We start from the raw sequence: 15,837 nt of genomic DNA on the forward strand, positions 1-15,837 counted from the left end.
GAACGGTCCGTCCGGCACGACGTGGAAGTCGAAGGCACCGCTTTAGCGGCGCGAGGACGGCCCAGAGGGGGCAGTAGTGGCGGCAGAGCCCGCACAGAAAAGAAAGGACACTTATCAATAAGCAGCCTGAGTTCTTAACTAAAGAGTATTACGCCACTTATGGCGACCTTCAGACAGGTGCGTCGTGATACACACCCGTCAATTTCAACCCCGGCGCTTCTTCACCAGTGGCCACGCCAGCAACAGCAGCACAATCCAGCCAAAGCCCGCATACAATGACACGCGCGTATCCGGGAAATAGCCAATCAGCGCGATGATAAACACCAGAAACGCCACGCCGATCCACGCCGTTGCGCTGCCGCCTGGCAGGGCAAACTGCAGCTTACCGGCCTCCTGCGCACCAATTTTGCGGCGGAACGCAATCTGCGACAGCAGAATCATGATCCACACCCACACCGTGGCAAAGGTCGCCAGCGAAGCGATCACCAGGAACACTTTTTCTGGCATCAGATAGTTGAGATAAACCGCCATCAGCAACGCCACCATCATCACTACCACTGTCACCCACGGCGCACCGCGCTCGCTGGTATTAGTGAAGACTTTTGGCGCATGGCCCTGCTGCGCCATACCGTGCAGCATACGTCCGACACCAAACACATCGCTGTTAATCGCCGACAGGGACGCGGTGATCACCACAAAGTTAAGAATGGATGCCGCCGCCGCAATGCCGAGATGCTGGAAGGTCAGCACAAACGGGCTGCCCTGCGTACCGACCTGGTTCCAGGGATAGATCGACATAATGACGAACAACGTACCCACGTAGAACACCAGAATACGCAGCGGTACAGAGTTGATGGCACGAGGAATCGACTTCGCCGGATCTTCCGCTTCACCGGCGGTGATCCCGATAATCTCAATCCCACCGTAAGCGAACATCACCATCTGCAGTGACAGCAGCATACCGATGATACCGTGCGCGAAGAAACCGCCATTGGTCCACAGATTGTGAATACCGGTTGGCTGACCGCCGTTGCCGATGCCCCAGAAAATAATGCCGAAACCGGCGAGAATCATGATGATGATGGTGGCGACTTTGAAGAAAGAGAACCAAAACTCCACTTCGCCAAACACCTTCACGCTCATCAGATTAATACCGCCGATGATCAACACCACGCTGAGTACCCAGATCCAGTGCGGCACTTCCGGGAACCACACGCCCATGTAGATGCCGAACGCCGTGACGTCGGCAATCGCCACAATCAGGATTTCAAAACAGTAGGTCCAGCCGGTGATGTATCCCGCCAATGGGCCGAGATAATCCTGCGCATAACGCGAAAAGGAGCTGGCCTGCGGGTTATTCACCGACATCTCACCCAGCGCACGCATGATGATATACGCCACGGCACCGCCGATAATGTAGGCCAGCAGCACGCTGGGTCCTGCCATCTTGATCGCATCCGCCGAGCCGTAAAACAGCCCGGTGCCAATCGCCGATCCCAGTGCCATAAACCGGATGTGGCGCGTGCTCAGTCCGCGTTTGAGCTTGTTGGTTTCTTGCATAACCACCTGTACCTTGAAAATGAAAAACCACGGGCAAGCCCGTGGTTGAAATTAACAGCAATGTTGCTTACTGATGAACAGCGACCTGTTCGCGTCCTTTTGCGCGATCCACCACCGCAGCAATCACCAGCATCACCAGCGATGGCGGCAACCAGGAAAGTCCCTGATCCGCCAGCGGCAGATGCTGACTAAACAGCGGCAGTGCATCTTTAAAGTTAGTAGTTTTAATCGCATCCACAATACCAAACAGCAGGCTCACCAGCATGGTTGGCGCAATGATACGGGTGCTTTTGTTCCACCACTTCAGCGTAAAGCTCAACACCACCAGCACGATGCACGGCGGATAAATGGCCGTCAGCACCGGAATGGAGATCTGAATCAAATGGCTCAGGCCGAGGTTCGACACCACCATGGAGAACAGACCCAAAATAAACACCAGCGTCTTATACGACAATGGCAGGTATTGCGCAAAGAATTCGGCACAGGCGCAGGTCAGGCCAACTGCCGTCACCATACAGGCCACGAAAATCAGCGCCGCCAGGAAGAAACTCCCCATACCGCCGAAGGTCTGTTGCACATAGGCGTGCAGAATCGCCGCACCGTTCGCATTCTGATCGACCAGGCCCGCACTACCGGAACCCAGTTTAAACAGGCTGAGGTAAACCAGCGTCAGGCCGACACCGGCGATCACGCCCGCCAGCATGGTGTAACGCGTCAGCAATTTGGCATCTTCCACACCGCGAGAACGCGCGGCATTGACAATAACGATACCGAACACCAAGGCGCCCAGTGTATCCATGGTCAGGTAACCATTGACGAAACCGCTAGAGAACGCAGCACGCTGGTAATCAGCTGTCGCAGGTGTAATACCGCCCGCAGGCCACAGCAGTGCAGCCACGCCCAGAATAGTGAGCGCAACGATTTTCAGTGGTGCGAGGAAATGACCGACGGTGTCGAGCAATTTGCCTGGGTACAGGGAGATACCAATCACCAGCGCAAAGTAAATCAGGCTGTAAATGAACAACGGCAGCGCGCCATCACCAGTCAATGGCGCAATCCCGACTTCGAAGGAGACGGTCGCAGTACGCGGTGTGGCGAACAGCGGGCCCACGGCCAGATAGCAAACGGTGGCTAACAGCAGACCTGCCGCCTTGCCAATCGGTGAGCTCAGGGCATCAATGCCGCCGCCAACACGTGCCAGGGCGATAACGGTCATCACCGGCAAGCCAACAGCCGTGATCAGAAAGCCAAAAGCGGCAACCCAGACGTGTTCGCCAGACTGAATCCCCACCATCGGTGGAAAGATAATGTTTCCTGCGCCAACGAACAGGGCAAACGTCATGAAGCCCAGCGCCAGGATATCCTTGGAGGTTAAACGATGTGTCATAAACTTCTGTACTGCCTGTAGCTGATGTTGCGGTGGAAGTTGAGTTCGTGTTGTCCTCTGGATACGCGTAAACAAGGGCTTAACTGATGGAATCAGTGTGTTATGCGGGCCTAATCGTTAAAGCGCAGGTGATTTAAACTACTTTTCTTCTGTTCACAGAGGGATAAATCGACAACGGCGCAAATTAAAACGTTTATAGCGAAGAAAGGCAATACGGGATCGGAAAACCAGAAGGATATAGCAACAAAGTGACACAAAGCAGTTAATCAGCGGGGAATAGGCGTAAAACACCTCAGATGATTTGCTTAAAGTTTCCGCATCGCGGGAGATCTCCTTGCAAAAATTGTCTTATGGATGCACAAAAGGCGCGATTTACGCGCCTGTTTGCACAAGTTTACAGCATCACCACACTTGTTTAGCGATATCGACCACCAGACGAATCTTCTGCCACTGCTGCGCTTCGCTCAGGCTGTTGCCCTCTTCGGTCGACGCAAAGCCACACTGTGGGCTCAGGCAGATCTGGTCAAGGCTCACGAACTGCGATGCTTCTTGCAGACGGGCTTTCACCTGAGCAGGATCTTCCAGCTCACCGTTTTTGGTGGTGATTAAACCCAGTACCACTTGCTGATGACCCGGCTTAATAAAGCGCAACGGCTCAAAACCGCCTGAGCGCTCGTTGTCATATTCGAGGAAGTACGCATCGATATTGACCTGACCAAACAGAATCTCGGCCACTGGCTCGTAGCCGCCTTCGGAAATCCAGGTTGAGCGGAAGTTACCGCGACAGACATGCAAGCCAATGGTCAAATCGGCAGGTTTATCTTCCAGCGCTTTATTCAGCACCCCGGCGTAGATACGTGCCAACTCTTGCGGATCTTCACCGCGTTCACGGATCTGCTGCTGCTGATCCGTCGAGCAGAGATAGGCCCACACGGTGTCATCCAGTTGCAGGAAGCGACAGCCTTCGGCGTAAAACGCACTGATCGCATCTTTATAGGTCTGTGCCAAATCAGCGAAGTACTCTTTTAAATCAGGATAGACGGTGGCATCAATCACCTTACGCCCACCGCGAAAGTGCAGCACGCTTGGGCTTGGAATGGTCATTTTCGCTACCGCATCACCGGCAATGCTCTTCAGAAAACGGAAGTGTTCCAGCATCGGGTGGTTGGGATTGAAACCCACTTTGCCAGTGACTTTGACGCCGTGCGCTTTGGTCTGCACGCCATTAAATTGAATGCCCTGCTCGGCTTCAAACAGCTCAACGCCCTGCAGATCGCCAAAGAAGTCGAAGTGCCACCACGCGCGACGGAATTCACCGTCTGTCACCACCTGCAAACCGTTGGCACGTTGCTGTTCAACCACATGACGGATCTCAGTGTCTTCCACCTGACGCAGCTGCTCCGCGGAGATCTCACCGTTGGCAAACTGCACGCGCGCCTGCTTGATGGCCGCGGGACGGAGAAAACTGCCGACGGTATCGGCACGGAACGGATGATGATGTGACATATGCACTCCTGGCTAAACGCATAATTGCGTCAGGGTATAATTTCGCGTGGTTATTTTTAGCCATCTGGACGGCTACATGTCCATGAGAGTGACACGCTATGCCCCGAAGGGCAATGGAAGAAAATTCAGCTGACGTGAATATAATTCATGATCGGCGACTACTGCTTCAATTTCCTTCGATGGCGGCGCGTGCCTGCGCCATTTGGCTTTCTGAAAGCGGCAGGTAGCCCGCTTCAGTGACGCGTCGTTGCCCTGCTGGCGATAACACCTGATGCAGGAAAGCACTGACCAAGGGTGGCAAGGGTTTGCCTGGCGCTTTATTCACATAAATGTAGAGAGGACGAGACCACGGATAGTGGCCGCTACGAATAGATTCGGCATCGGGCATCACGCTCGCGCCGCTGGCCGTCTTGATCGGCACCATTTTTACGCCGCTCAGATGGAAACCGAAGCTGGCATAGCCAATGCTGTTGGGGGTACTCGCCACCGCTTGTACCACGGCAGCCGAACCCGGAAATTCCGCGACGTCAGCGCGAAAATCGCCTTTACACAGTGCCTGTTGTTTAAAGAATCCCCAGGTGCCCGAGGCTGAGTTACGACCAAAGCGCTGAATGCTGCGTTTTGCCCAGCCATCCTGATTCAATCCGAGATCGCCCCAGCGCTGCGGTACACTGTGCGCGCCACATAAGCGGGTGACGGAGAAGAGTGCATCGAGTTGCGGTTGATCAATATCGGGCAGCGGGTTGTCCTGATTCACCACCACCACCAGCGCATCCATGGCAACAGGAACAGCCAATGGAGGATAACCATAGCGCGTGGTGAACAGTTGGCGCTCATCAATCTGCATCGGGCGGCTCATCGCCCCCAACTGGGCGGCACCGGCCGCCAGCGCGGTGGGCGCGGTGGAGGAGCCCGCCGCCTGTACCTGAACGTTAACGCCAGGTGACTGACGGCTAAAATCCTCGCCCCACAGCGTCATCAGATAGCCGAGGGTATCAGAACCCACGCTGCTCAAATTGCCGGTGAGCATGGTTTGTTGGCCCTGCGCCAGCGCAGAGCACAACAGCAAAGTGAACAGCAACAGCGATTTCATCAGGTTATCCGGTGGCGTTTACTGCGCCACATTCTCGCGGATTCCCTTTGCCACAATCAACCGTGGCGGCAGAAGAAAACTAAAACAGGTTTCCTGATGCGGGATACTGGTGATCTCCAGCCGCGCATTGTGATGGCTTAACGCATGTTTCACGATCGCCAGCCCCAGCCCACTACCACCTGTGGCGCGTGAGCGGGCTTTATCCACCCGATAGAAGCGCTCTGTCAGGCGTGGCAAATGCTCTTCACTGATCCCCGGCCCGTTATCACAGACCTTAAACTGCGCGCCCTCTTTCGTGCGCAGCCAGCTGATGTCGAGACGCGTGCCATCTGGCGTGTGATTCACCGCGTTGTAGACCAAATTGGAAATGGCACTCCGCAGTTGCTCATCATTACCAAACACTTTGAGATGCGGATCGGTGTGGAAATGGATACTGTGACGGCCCTGGCTCAGGGTTTCTGCCTCACGCTGCAACAACAGCAGCATACCTGGCACATCCACGGTTTCTTTCAAATCGATGGCCGGTGCCGCTTCGATACGCGACAGCGTCAGTAATTGTTTCACCAGGCTATCCATACGACGCGTCTGTTCCTGCATGGTGTGCAATGCTTTGCCACGCGTGCGCTCGTTCATCGTCGCATCGTCCATCATCTCCAGATACCCCTGCAACACCGTTAACGGGGTGCGCAGTTCGTGGCTGACGTTAGCGAAGAAGTTACGCCGCGCGCCTTCCAACTGGTGCATCTGGGTCACATCACGCGCCACCATCAGCCACTGCCCTTCACTGTAGGGCATCACGCGGAATTCCATATGATGCTGGTTGTTAAGCACCAGCGTCAGTGGCTTATTAAAATCGCGCTGACGGATATAGCGAGAAAACTCAGGATAGCGCAGCAAATTGAGGATGTTCTGACCGTTATCCTCCGGCCAGCGCAAGCCCAAATGCTGTTGAGCCAGTCCGTTACACCAGAAAATCGTGCCCTCTTCGGTGGTCAACACCACCGCATCGGGGAGCGATTCCGCACCGCTGCGAAAACGCTTAATCAGATTACCGAGTTCACGACGGCGACGTCGGTTACGCAGTTGCATCTGGTACAGACCGTAAAACAGCGGCTCCCAACTGCCGCGCCCGGAAGGCGGCGTCATGGAGCGATCAACCCACAACCAGTGCGACAGACGCATCAGGTTTCTGAAGTGCCAAAACAGCACGCTGGATACGGCAATCAGCAGCAGCCAGGGCAGATAACCGAACAACAGACCCAGCACCAGCGCAGGCAAGCAGACCAGCGCCAGCTCGGTCATTAATCTCTTCCAGGAGAGTCGTTCCAGCACGGTAAAAGACTCCGTTTAGTAGCGGGCAGAGAAACGATACCCTGTTCCGCGTACGGTTTGAACCATGCGATCGTGACCAGAAACTTCCAAAGCTTTACGTAAACGACGGATATGCACATCAACCGTACGATCTTCGACGTACACGTTGGTGCCCCAAACGTGGTTTAACAGCTGCTCACGGCTGTATACACGCTCTGGATGCGTCATAAAGAAGTGCAGTAATTTATATTCCGTTGGGCCCATTTCCAGCGGGGTGCTCTCGGCCATCACACGGTGTGAGGAGGGATCCAGGCTCAAGCCCTGCATCTCAATCACCTCTTCCACTGCCATCGGCGAGATACGACGCATCACCGCCTTGATACGCGCCATCAGCTCTTTCGGTGAGAAAGGCTTGGTGATGTAGTCATCCGCGCCCACTTCCAGACCGCGTACGCGATCCTCTTCTTCACCACGCGCCGTCAGCATCATCACCGGGATATCGCGCGTCATCGCTTCACGTTTCAAATGTTTAATAAACTGAATACCGCTGCCACCCGGCAACATCCAGTCCAGCAGAATCAAATCAGGCCACGGCTCGATCAGCTTACCAATCGCGCTGTCGTAGTCTTCGGCCTCAATAGGCTGGTAATCATTCTGTTCCAGCACGAAACATAACATTTCACGGATGGGAGCTTCGTCTTCCACAACCAAAATGCGCTTAGCCATTATAACTCCTGCTGTTGTGACGGCTTGTCACGGGGATTTGCGGCGTCATTATGCGTCAGTTTTATGACACTTTTATGAAAAACCCGACCTATGATAAATAGTTAAAAAACAGAAATGTGACAACGATTAGCGCTTTTTTTTCTTTGCGATCTGAAGAGGTTATACTTCTCGCTCGCTTAACTAAGCACGGAGTTTTCATGCGCATCATACACACGGCGGATTGGCATCTCGGTCAGTTCTTTTACAGTAAAAGCCGCGCGGCAGAGCATCAGGCCTTCCTTGAGTGGCTACTGGACCAGATCCAGCAGCATCAAGTCGATGCACTCATCGTCGCCGGAGACCTGTTTGATACCGGTTCGCCACCCAGTTATGCGCGTGAAATGTTTAACCGCTTTGTGGTGGCATTGCAGCCCACTGGGTGTCAGTTGGTGGTGTTGGCAGGAAACCATGATTCCGTTGCCACCCTCAATGAATCGCGTGAACTCCTTGCCTGCCTGAATACCCGCGTGATCACCAGCGCCACGCCACAAGGCGAGCAGCAGGTGCTGACGCTGCATCAGCGTGATGGCACGCCGGGCGCGCTACTGTGCGCCATCCCTTATCTTCGTCCACGGGATATTCTGCGTAGTCAGGCCGGGCAATCAGGCCGTGAAAAGCAAATCTCATTGCTGGAGGCGATAGAGCAGCACTACCAGCAGTGTTACGCGGCAGCCCTCACGCAGCGTGGCGATCAGCCACTGCCGATCATCGCCACCGGGCACCTCACCACGGTGGGGGTCACCAAAAGCGACTCGGTACGCGATATCTATATCGGCACGCTGGATGCCTTCCCGGCGCAGGCTTTTCCCCCTGCGGATTACATCGCGCTTGGCCATATCCATCGGGCGCAACGTATCGCCGATAGCGAGCATATCCGCTACAGCGGTTCACCGATCCCACTCAGTTTTGATGAACTGGGCCGCGATAAGAGTGTGTTCCTGCTGGATTTCAGCCGCCAGTTAGACGCCGTTACCCCGCTCACCATTCCGCTGTTCCAGCCGATGCAGATGCTCAAAGGATCGATGGCGGAAATTGAGCAACAGCTGACGCAATTCAATGAGGGCGATGGCGAAAAACCGGTCTGGCTGGATATTGAAATCACCACGCAAGAGTACCTTAGCGACCTGCAGCGTCGCGTCGAACAGCTCACCGAAGCGCTGCCCGTGGAAGTGCTGCTGGTACGACGTAGCCGTGAGCAGCGCCAGCGCAGCCTGGCACGCATGGACAACGAAACCCTGAGCGAGCTGAAAGTAGAAGAGGTGTTTGCCCGCCGTCTGGCGCAGGAAGATCAGCTGGATGCCGAACAAGCCGATCAACTCACCCAACTGTTTCGCACCACCCTCGCCGCGCTGGAGAACCCGTCCGCATGAAAATTCTGACGTTACGCTTTAAGAATCTCAATGCGCTGCGCGGTGAGTGGTTTATTGATTTCCGCCGCGAGCCCTTTGCCAGTAACGGTTTGTTTGCCATTACCGGCGCCACCGGCGCAGGAAAAACCACGCTGCTGGATGCGATTTGTCTGGCGTTGTATCACCAGACGCCACGCCTCGGCGTGCTATCGCAGACGCAAAATGAATTGATCACCCGTGATACCGCAGAGTGCCTGGCTGAAGTGGAGTTTGAAATCAAAGGTGAAGCCTGGCGCGCGTTCTGGAGCCAAAACCGCGCACGTGGCCTGGCCGATGGCAAATTGCAGGCGCCGCGTGTCGAACTGGCCCGCGTGGCTGATAACCAAATTGTTGCCGATAAAGTCGGTGACAAACTCAAAGCGATTGAAACCCTCTCCGGGCTGGATTTCGCGCGCTTTACCCGTTCGATGATGCTGTCGCAAGGGCAGTTTGCCGCCTTCCTGAATGCCAAACCGGGAGAACGCGCCGAGCTACTGGAAGAACTCACCGGCACCGAGATTTACGGGCAAATCTCGATGCAGATTTACGAGCGTTGGCGCAGCGCCCGCAGCGAGTTAGATACGCTGCGCGCCCGCGCGGGCGGTATGCTGCTGCTGGATGAAACCCGTCGCGATGAACTTACCCAACAGCTACACACGTTAGCCACCGAGGAGAAAACCCTCAGCGAACGGCTGGAGCAAGCGCAACAGCAGCAGCAGTGGTTAACGCAATCTCAGCAACTGACGCAAGAGCAGCAGCAAGCCGAGCAGGCAGGACAGAGCGCTGAGCACGTATGGCAGCAGGCCGAAGGGGATCGCCAACGCTTGTCACGCGCCGAGCCGGCAGAAAAACTGCGCGATAAGCTTCAGCAGCGCGAGCAACTGCAACGTGATCAACAGGCGTTGACGCAGCAGGCTCAGCAGTTACATGCCCAACAGCAACAGGCTCAGGCGGCGCTGCAGCAGGGTGAAACACAGTATCAGGCGGCGCAGCAGGCACGTGAGCAGGCCGTTTCCGACCAGCAGCAGTTGGAAACCTTGCTGACCGAACAGGTTATCCCGCTTGATCAACAGCTTGCCAGCGGTGCGCGGCAAATTGCCGATCAACAACGCCTGCACACCCAGCAACAGCAGGTGGTACAACAGAGTCAGGCCGCGGTGAGCCAGCATCAACAAGCGAGTGAACGCTTACAACAGCAATTCGCGCAGCAGCAGGATTTTCGAGAACGCGAAGCGGCGGTGGCCAGCTGGGGAGCGGAACTGACGCGTTGGCAGGCGGATATCGCACGCCTTGAAGAGCGTGAGCAGTCGCTGGCACAGCTTACTGCCCAGCAGAAACAGCAGCACACGCAGGTCACGCAGCAACAACAGGTGATTACCGAACATGCGCAGGCGCTGCAACCCTTGCAGCAGGCTGAAGCACAAGCCAGCCAGCAACGCCAACAAGCGGAGCAGGCACTCACTTCACTGGAAGCCGAGGCCGCGAGTAGCCAACTGCGTGAAGCCCTGGCTCTGCATCAACAGCAGCGCCCTGCCCGCCAGCAACTCAGCCTGCTGGCGGCACGCTGGCAATCCCTGCAACCGCAGCGTCAACAGCGACAACAGAAACTGACGCAGTTGCAACAGCAGCATCAGCAGCAGGAATCGGCTTTACAGGCGCTGCGTGACGACTACAAGCGTGAAAATCAAACGCTGCTCGATATCCGCAAGATTTGCGAACTTGAGCGCACTATCGCGCAGTTAGCCGACGAACGCGCCAAACTGCAACCCGACCAGCCCTGCCCGTTGTGTGGCTCCTGTCAGCATCCGGCCATCGCGCAATATCAGCAACTGCAGCCCGGTGAAAACCAGCAGCGACTGGCAGCACAGGAAGCATTGGTCGCCAAACTCAAAGAGGACGGCACCGCCCAAGGCGAGCAGCAGAAACTGTCATTACAGCAGCAGCAGGTTTTGCAGCAGGAGATCGATGAGTTCGACCAGCAAATTGCCACCGCCAACCAACAGTGGCAGCGTTTGAGCAGTGAGCTGGCACTTACCTTCACGCTGGAGCAGCAGGATGATTTCACCGCCTGGCAGCAGCAGCAAGACACACAGGAGAACTCACAGCAGCAGCAACTCCAGCTACGGGAACAGGCGGCGCTGGCACTGCAACAGGCAAAAGAGGCTCATCTGCTTCAGCAACAGCAGCTGCAACATCAGCAGAATGCCCAGCAGCTGGCACAACAACGGTTGCAAAGCGCGCAGCAAACACTTGAAGAGCTCAATCAGCGTGAGGGGCGAGAACGCAGCGCCTCACAGCAATTGGCACAGCAGCTGGAAAATCAGCTGGCCGCACATCAGCTTGCACTACCCGCGCGTGATGTGCGGACTTCATGGCTGGAAGCGCTACAACAGCGCTGGCAAGCCTGGCAGCAGAGCGAAAGATTACTCAGCGAGTTGCAACCGCAATTAGCCAAAGCGGAGAGCGAGCAGGGTAACCTGCAACAAAATTCGTTGCGTGAGCAACAACAGCTGGATGCATTGCAGCAGACTCTTCATACCCTGCAACAACAGCAAAGCGAGCAGCAGCAACAGCGCCATCGGCTGTTTGGCGATCGTTTGGTTGCAGATGCCCGTCAGCAGCAACATGCCGCGCTACAGCAAAGCGAACAGAATCTGGCGCAGCACCTGCAACAGTGGCAGCAGGCGCAAAGCCATTTACACAGTCTCAACGGACAGTGCGAGCAGATAGACAGCCAACAGCAGAGCAAGCTGACGCGGGTGCAGACGGCGGAAACCGCGTTCCTCACCGCGTTGCAGCAGAGTGATTTTAGTGACGAACCAGCCCTACGTGCTGCGCTGCTGGATGAACAGGCGTTCCTGCAGTTACGTCAACGTCTGCAAACGCTGGAGCAACAGCGCCAACAGCAGCAGACATTGCGCCAGCAGCTGGCACAGCGTGTTGCCGCCCATCAGCAGCAACGTCCTGCCACCTTGAGTGATGACGTTGCCGCCGGGCTGGTTGAACAGTTAGCCTCTCTGCGCCAGACACTGCGCGAGAATGCCCGCCAGCAGGGTGAGGCGCAGCAGCAGCTTCACAGCGATGCACAACAGCGTCAGCAGCAGCAATCCTTGCTGACACAAATTGCAGATGATGAGGTGTCACTGGCGCAGCTTGGGCGGCTGAATGATTTAATCGGTTCAGCCAAGGGCGACAAATTCCGCCGCTTCGCCCAGGGATTAACGCTGGATCATCTGGTGTGGTTGGCGAACCGCCAACTGGACCGTTTACACGGCCGTTACCTGCTGCAACGGCGCGCCAGTGAAGAGCTGGAGCTGGAAGTCGTCGATACCTGGCAAGCCGATGCCACCCGCGACACGCGCACGTTGTCAGGTGGCGAAAGCTTCCTGGTGAGTCTGGCACTGGCGCTGGCCTTGTCCGATCTTGTCAGCCATAAGACGCGCATCGAATCCCTGTTCCTCGATGAAGGCTTCGGCACCCTTGATGCCGAAACCCTCGATACCGCACTGGATGCCCTGGACGCGCTCAACGCCAGCGGTAAGACTATCGGAGTGATCAGCCACGTTGAGGCCATGAAAGAGCGCATTCCGGTGCAAATCAAGGTGCGTAAGATGAACGGGTTGGGCTACAGCAAGCTGGAATTACCGGGGGAATAAACCTGGGGGTGCGATAAATAGCGCCGTTAGTAGGGTGCGCATTTATGCGCACTTTTTGCTGGGGTTGCTGTGAATCTCGTGCATAGCCCCATAAAGGTCAGCCCGATCGCAAAGGAATCACGCATCCATGCAGATCGGCCGCCGCATCCCTGCGGCGGACGCTTTGCTCTTCGGGCTGACCTTCACGGGGCATTTAGCATGATCGCTGCTGTTGTCCGTGATGGCATCAATATTTTCTTTCAGCGTAGCTACCGTCATGAACGTCCAGCCATAGGGGCGCAATTTATTGCGCAAGTTAAGAGTCAGAGAAATGCCATAGCATTCCCCTGCCCGCCAGGTAAACTGGCTGCAACTCCCTGAACAGCCAGGCAAATTAATGAACTTCTTAACCCGCATCGCAGGTTTGCTCGCGTTAGTGACGCTGCTCAGCGCCTGCCAGCACGCAACTTCTTCTGCCCCCGCCCCTGTCGCTAACCTGTGTCAGCCGCAAACTCAACCCGGCAGTGCATCCTGCAAATGGGCTGATGAGATGCAGCATCACCTTAATCGGCAGTTTCAGGACGCTGAACGTTACGCGGGTCAACAATGTCTGGTGCAGTTGGAGTGGCAAAACAGCGGACGTTATGCGGTGACGCAAACACAAGGTGACGAAACCCTGTGCCTGCGCGCCTGGCAGTTGATTGGTCAGTCGAAAGGTTTACCGCCCCCGCCGGATCGGACGCAACCGGCGTGGTTCGGTTTTGCACCGCGCAAGGCTAGCTCGCCAGCCCATCCTGCCGCCACTGGCGCGGGCTGATGCCGAACCAACGGCGGAAGGCGCGGGAAAAGGCGCTGACTTCGGAATAGCCCAACAACAGCGCCATTTCGGAAATCGGTAGCTGCTTCTGCTGCAAATAGTGCGTCGCCATCTCGCACCGCACTTTGTCCACCAGCGCGGTGAAACTGATGCCCTCTTCACGCAGTCGCCGTTGTAGTGACCAGCTCGACAAGCCCATTTTCTCCGCGATCTCTTCCAATACGGGTTCGCCCTGCATCAGCGACAAATTCACCTGTGAGCGCGCCTGTTCCACCACACTCTGAACGGATGCATTGCTGTTCAGGCGTCGGATCGCATCCTGCATCACCATCAACAGCATCGGGTCCTGTTCCGGCATGGTCCGCAGCAGGTCACGTTTGGGGATCAGCAGCGAATTAAAAGGTTGATCGAACCACACCGGTGCATCAAACACTTTGCAGTGCTCATGCCACTGTTCAGGGCGCGGGTGCTCGAAATGCACTTCGCGCGGTGCCCAGTTTTTCCCAGCAACGTGGCGGATCAGATTGAGGAACATGCCCAGCGTCAGTTCGGCATCCTGGCGGCGTGAAAGGATCGCGCCATGCCGCACCTGATAATCCAGTCGCCAGCAGTCGCCTTTATCCACCAGTCGCGTCAGGGTATCGTGCTGATGCCACGGAAAGGCGTTCACCAAATTATGCAACGCCTGTTCAAGCGTGGGTGAACACAGCCCGATGTAGCCAATCAGACCTAATGACTGCGGTTTGAACTGCCTGCCGTAGTGCAAACCGAAGTTATCAAAACCTGAGTGACGCGCCGCCTCTTCCATCACACGGCAGTAGTTGACCAATCCCAGGCTGAGCGTGGGACTCGCCAGCACTTCGGAATCAATCCCGCTGATGCCAAAGATACGATCGACATCACCGCCCTTGTCAGTGATAAAAGTGCTCAAACCTGTCGCCGCAGCCGCCAGCACGCCGCGATTGTTGGCCTGAGCCGAGAGCGTGCTCAATGCTTCAGAAGGGGTTATCAGTGATTGCATGGGAACCTCACAAGGAACGCGCGAGTGGAACATAGGGAGGGATCCAGCAATTTTCGTACCAGGCGTGGAAAATGATAATAATTCGACACGAGGTTGTAGCGGCGCGATTTATCGCGCAATACATTGCGCCGCTACGATGCATAACTGATCATTCGTGGTGCAAATACACCCCAACCGGCAGCTGATTAGTTTCCAGATAGCGGCGACACAGACGCACAGAGTGATCGGCCCAGCGCGGCCCAAGACTCTGCGCCATCTCTGTCTCCGCGTGCGTGCCCATCCACGCGGTCATTTGAATACGGCGCTGAATCAGCAACGTCGGCACCAGCGCCATCTCCTCATCGCTAATGTGCGCGACGCGCTCGTAACCCTGGATCCAGTTATCAACCCATTCAGCGGCACGTGGATGATGCTCGACAAAGCTGATCGCCGCCGCCAGATCGTGCAGATACCAACCCATGCCGCAGTCATCAAAATCGATCACTCGGGTTTCGCCCTTGTGCAACAACAGGTTGGTGAGACGAAGATCGGCGTGGATCAGGCCATAGCGATCGGTGCCTTTGCCGAAGGTTTGCAGCTCTTGCCCGACACGTGCCACCGCTTCCGCCACGATGCCGTGATCGGCTGGATTGAGGTTAGGCGCATCCTGCCAGCGCCCCCAATGGCTGTGATCGCTCACCATGGTGTGATGATCCCAGATGATGCGCTGAAAACCGGCAGGTTTCTGCCAGTTGCGGCTGTGTTGATGCAAGCGTGCGGTGATGTGCCCCAGTTGCTGAAACGCTTTGGGATCGACATCGGTGGTCGGCATGTCACCTTCGATCCAGTGGAACAGCACCGCATGACGCACGCTCCCTCCCGCCATGCTCAGCGACAGCACGGTTTCGCCATCTTTGGCGGGAATGGCCTGCGGTACCATGATGCCAATATCACGCAGCGCATCCAGCCACAGTAACTCACTCTGAATATCGGCTTTGCTGTGATAGTTAGGACGATGCAGACGCAGCGCGTAGCGTTGGCCGCCCGCCAACAGCAGGAAAGTGGCGTTTTCGGAACGGCACAGGAGTTTCAACTCGCCCTGCAATGGCGCGGGATAACAGGCCAGCGCCTGCTGCGCCAGCACGGTGATTTCTACGTCAGTAAGGGTATCGGCTTGTTCGGCGCTCATTCATCAATCTCCAGCATCAATCTCAAGGGTAGCAAGTGTTATCAGCATGGGATGACCTCGTCCTGGCTGCTTGACCGCAGACAACCCAAAGTTGACCGCAGCGTGCATCTGGCACTTTTTTTGCCTGTAAGTTGACAGTGGATGACAAAACTCACTGCGCTCGCGTCAAGTTTTCCCGCCACCGGC

At 56.1% G+C, this 15,837-nt stretch carries 12 protein-coding genes; 3 read left to right on the forward strand and 9 right to left on the reverse strand.

Going from position 1 to position 15,837, the window contains the following annotated elements; all coding sequences use genetic code 11:
* Positions 1-204: 204 nt before the first annotated feature.
* The 6 genes from proY to phoB all read right to left on the reverse strand — a co-directional run bounded on the left by proY (position 205) and on the right by phoB (position 7,583).
* Entirely contained in the window at positions 205-1,560 is a 1,356-nt protein-coding gene (proY, locus tag ACPUC8_RS15770) for a proline-specific permease ProY (protein WP_494926794.1), read from the reverse strand.
* 67 nt (positions 1,561-1,627) lie between these two features.
* The gene (brnQ, locus tag ACPUC8_RS15775) at positions 1,628-2,947 is read right to left on the reverse strand and encodes a branched-chain amino acid transporter carrier protein BrnQ (RefSeq protein WP_494926795.1); all 1,320 of its coding nucleotides are present in this window, start codon (positions 2,945-2,947) and stop codon (positions 1,628-1,630) included.
* Positions 2,948-3,349: 402 nt separating this feature from the next.
* Complete coding sequence (locus ACPUC8_RS15780) at positions 3,350-4,453, reverse strand: cobalamin-independent methionine synthase II family protein (protein WP_494926796.1); 1,104 nt, start codon at positions 4,451-4,453, stop codon at positions 3,350-3,352.
* A gap of 166 nt (positions 4,454-4,619) precedes the next feature.
* The gene (locus ACPUC8_RS15785) at positions 4,620-5,546 is read right to left on the reverse strand and encodes a PstS family phosphate ABC transporter substrate-binding protein (protein WP_039334277.1); all 927 of its coding nucleotides are present in this window, start codon (positions 5,544-5,546) and stop codon (positions 4,620-4,622) included.
* Positions 5,547-5,564: 18 nt separating this feature from the next.
* Positions 5,565-6,878: a phosphate regulon sensor histidine kinase PhoR gene (gene phoR / locus ACPUC8_RS15790; protein WP_039334279.1), complete on the reverse strand. Its 1,314-nt coding sequence runs from the start codon at positions 6,876-6,878 to the stop codon at positions 5,565-5,567.
* Between the two features lie 15 nt (positions 6,879-6,893).
* Positions 6,894-7,583: a phosphate response regulator transcription factor PhoB gene (phoB, locus tag ACPUC8_RS15795; protein WP_039334281.1), complete on the reverse strand. Its 690-nt coding sequence runs from the start codon at positions 7,581-7,583 to the stop codon at positions 6,894-6,896.
* Between the two features lie 197 nt (positions 7,584-7,780).
* Here phoB and sbcD point away from each other — a divergent pair, with 197 nt between their 5' ends.
* Both sbcD and ACPUC8_RS15805 read left to right on the forward strand, forming a co-directional pair.
* Positions 7,781-8,992 (forward strand): exonuclease subunit SbcD, encoded by a 1,212-nt coding sequence (gene sbcD, locus ACPUC8_RS15800; RefSeq protein WP_494926797.1) that lies wholly within the window; start codon positions 7,781-7,783, stop codon positions 8,990-8,992.
* Positions 8,989-12,666, forward strand: coding sequence for an AAA family ATPase (locus tag ACPUC8_RS15805; protein WP_494926798.1), 3,678 nt, complete (start codon positions 8,989-8,991; stop codon positions 12,664-12,666). The genes sbcD and ACPUC8_RS15805 overlap by 4 nt, the downstream gene beginning before the upstream one ends.
* A gap of 117 nt (positions 12,667-12,783) precedes the next feature.
* Here the strand turns inward: ACPUC8_RS15805 and ACPUC8_RS15810 are convergent, their stop codons facing one another.
* A complete protein-coding gene (locus ACPUC8_RS15810; protein WP_156138077.1) occupies positions 12,784-12,924 on the reverse strand; it encodes a hypothetical protein in 141 nt (46 codons plus the stop codon).
* A gap of 118 nt (positions 12,925-13,042) precedes the next feature.
* On the opposite strand from ACPUC8_RS15810, the gene ACPUC8_RS15815 reads away from it, so the two are divergent.
* Positions 13,043-13,462 carry a cell envelope integrity TolA C-terminal domain-containing protein gene (locus ACPUC8_RS15815; protein WP_494926799.1) on the forward strand — a complete coding sequence of 140 codons (420 nt, stop codon included), beginning with the start codon at positions 13,043-13,045 and terminating at the stop codon, positions 13,460-13,462.
* Here the strand turns inward: ACPUC8_RS15815 and qhpR are convergent.
* Together qhpR and ACPUC8_RS15825 are read right to left on the reverse strand one after the other, a co-directional pair.
* Positions 13,422-14,483, reverse strand: a complete 1,062-nt coding sequence (gene qhpR, locus ACPUC8_RS15820; RefSeq protein ID WP_494926800.1) for an AraC-like transcriptional regulator QhpR — start codon at positions 14,481-14,483, stop codon at positions 13,422-13,424. The genes ACPUC8_RS15815 and qhpR overlap by 41 nt on opposite strands.
* Before the next feature lie 148 nt (positions 14,484-14,631).
* Complete coding sequence (locus ACPUC8_RS15825; RefSeq protein ID WP_494926801.1) at positions 14,632-15,651, reverse strand: phosphotransferase enzyme family protein; 1,020 nt, start codon at positions 15,649-15,651, stop codon at positions 14,632-14,634.
* Between the last annotated feature and the right edge of the window lie 186 nt (positions 15,652-15,837).

The organism is Pantoea sp. CFCC18177, assembly GCF_059412425.1.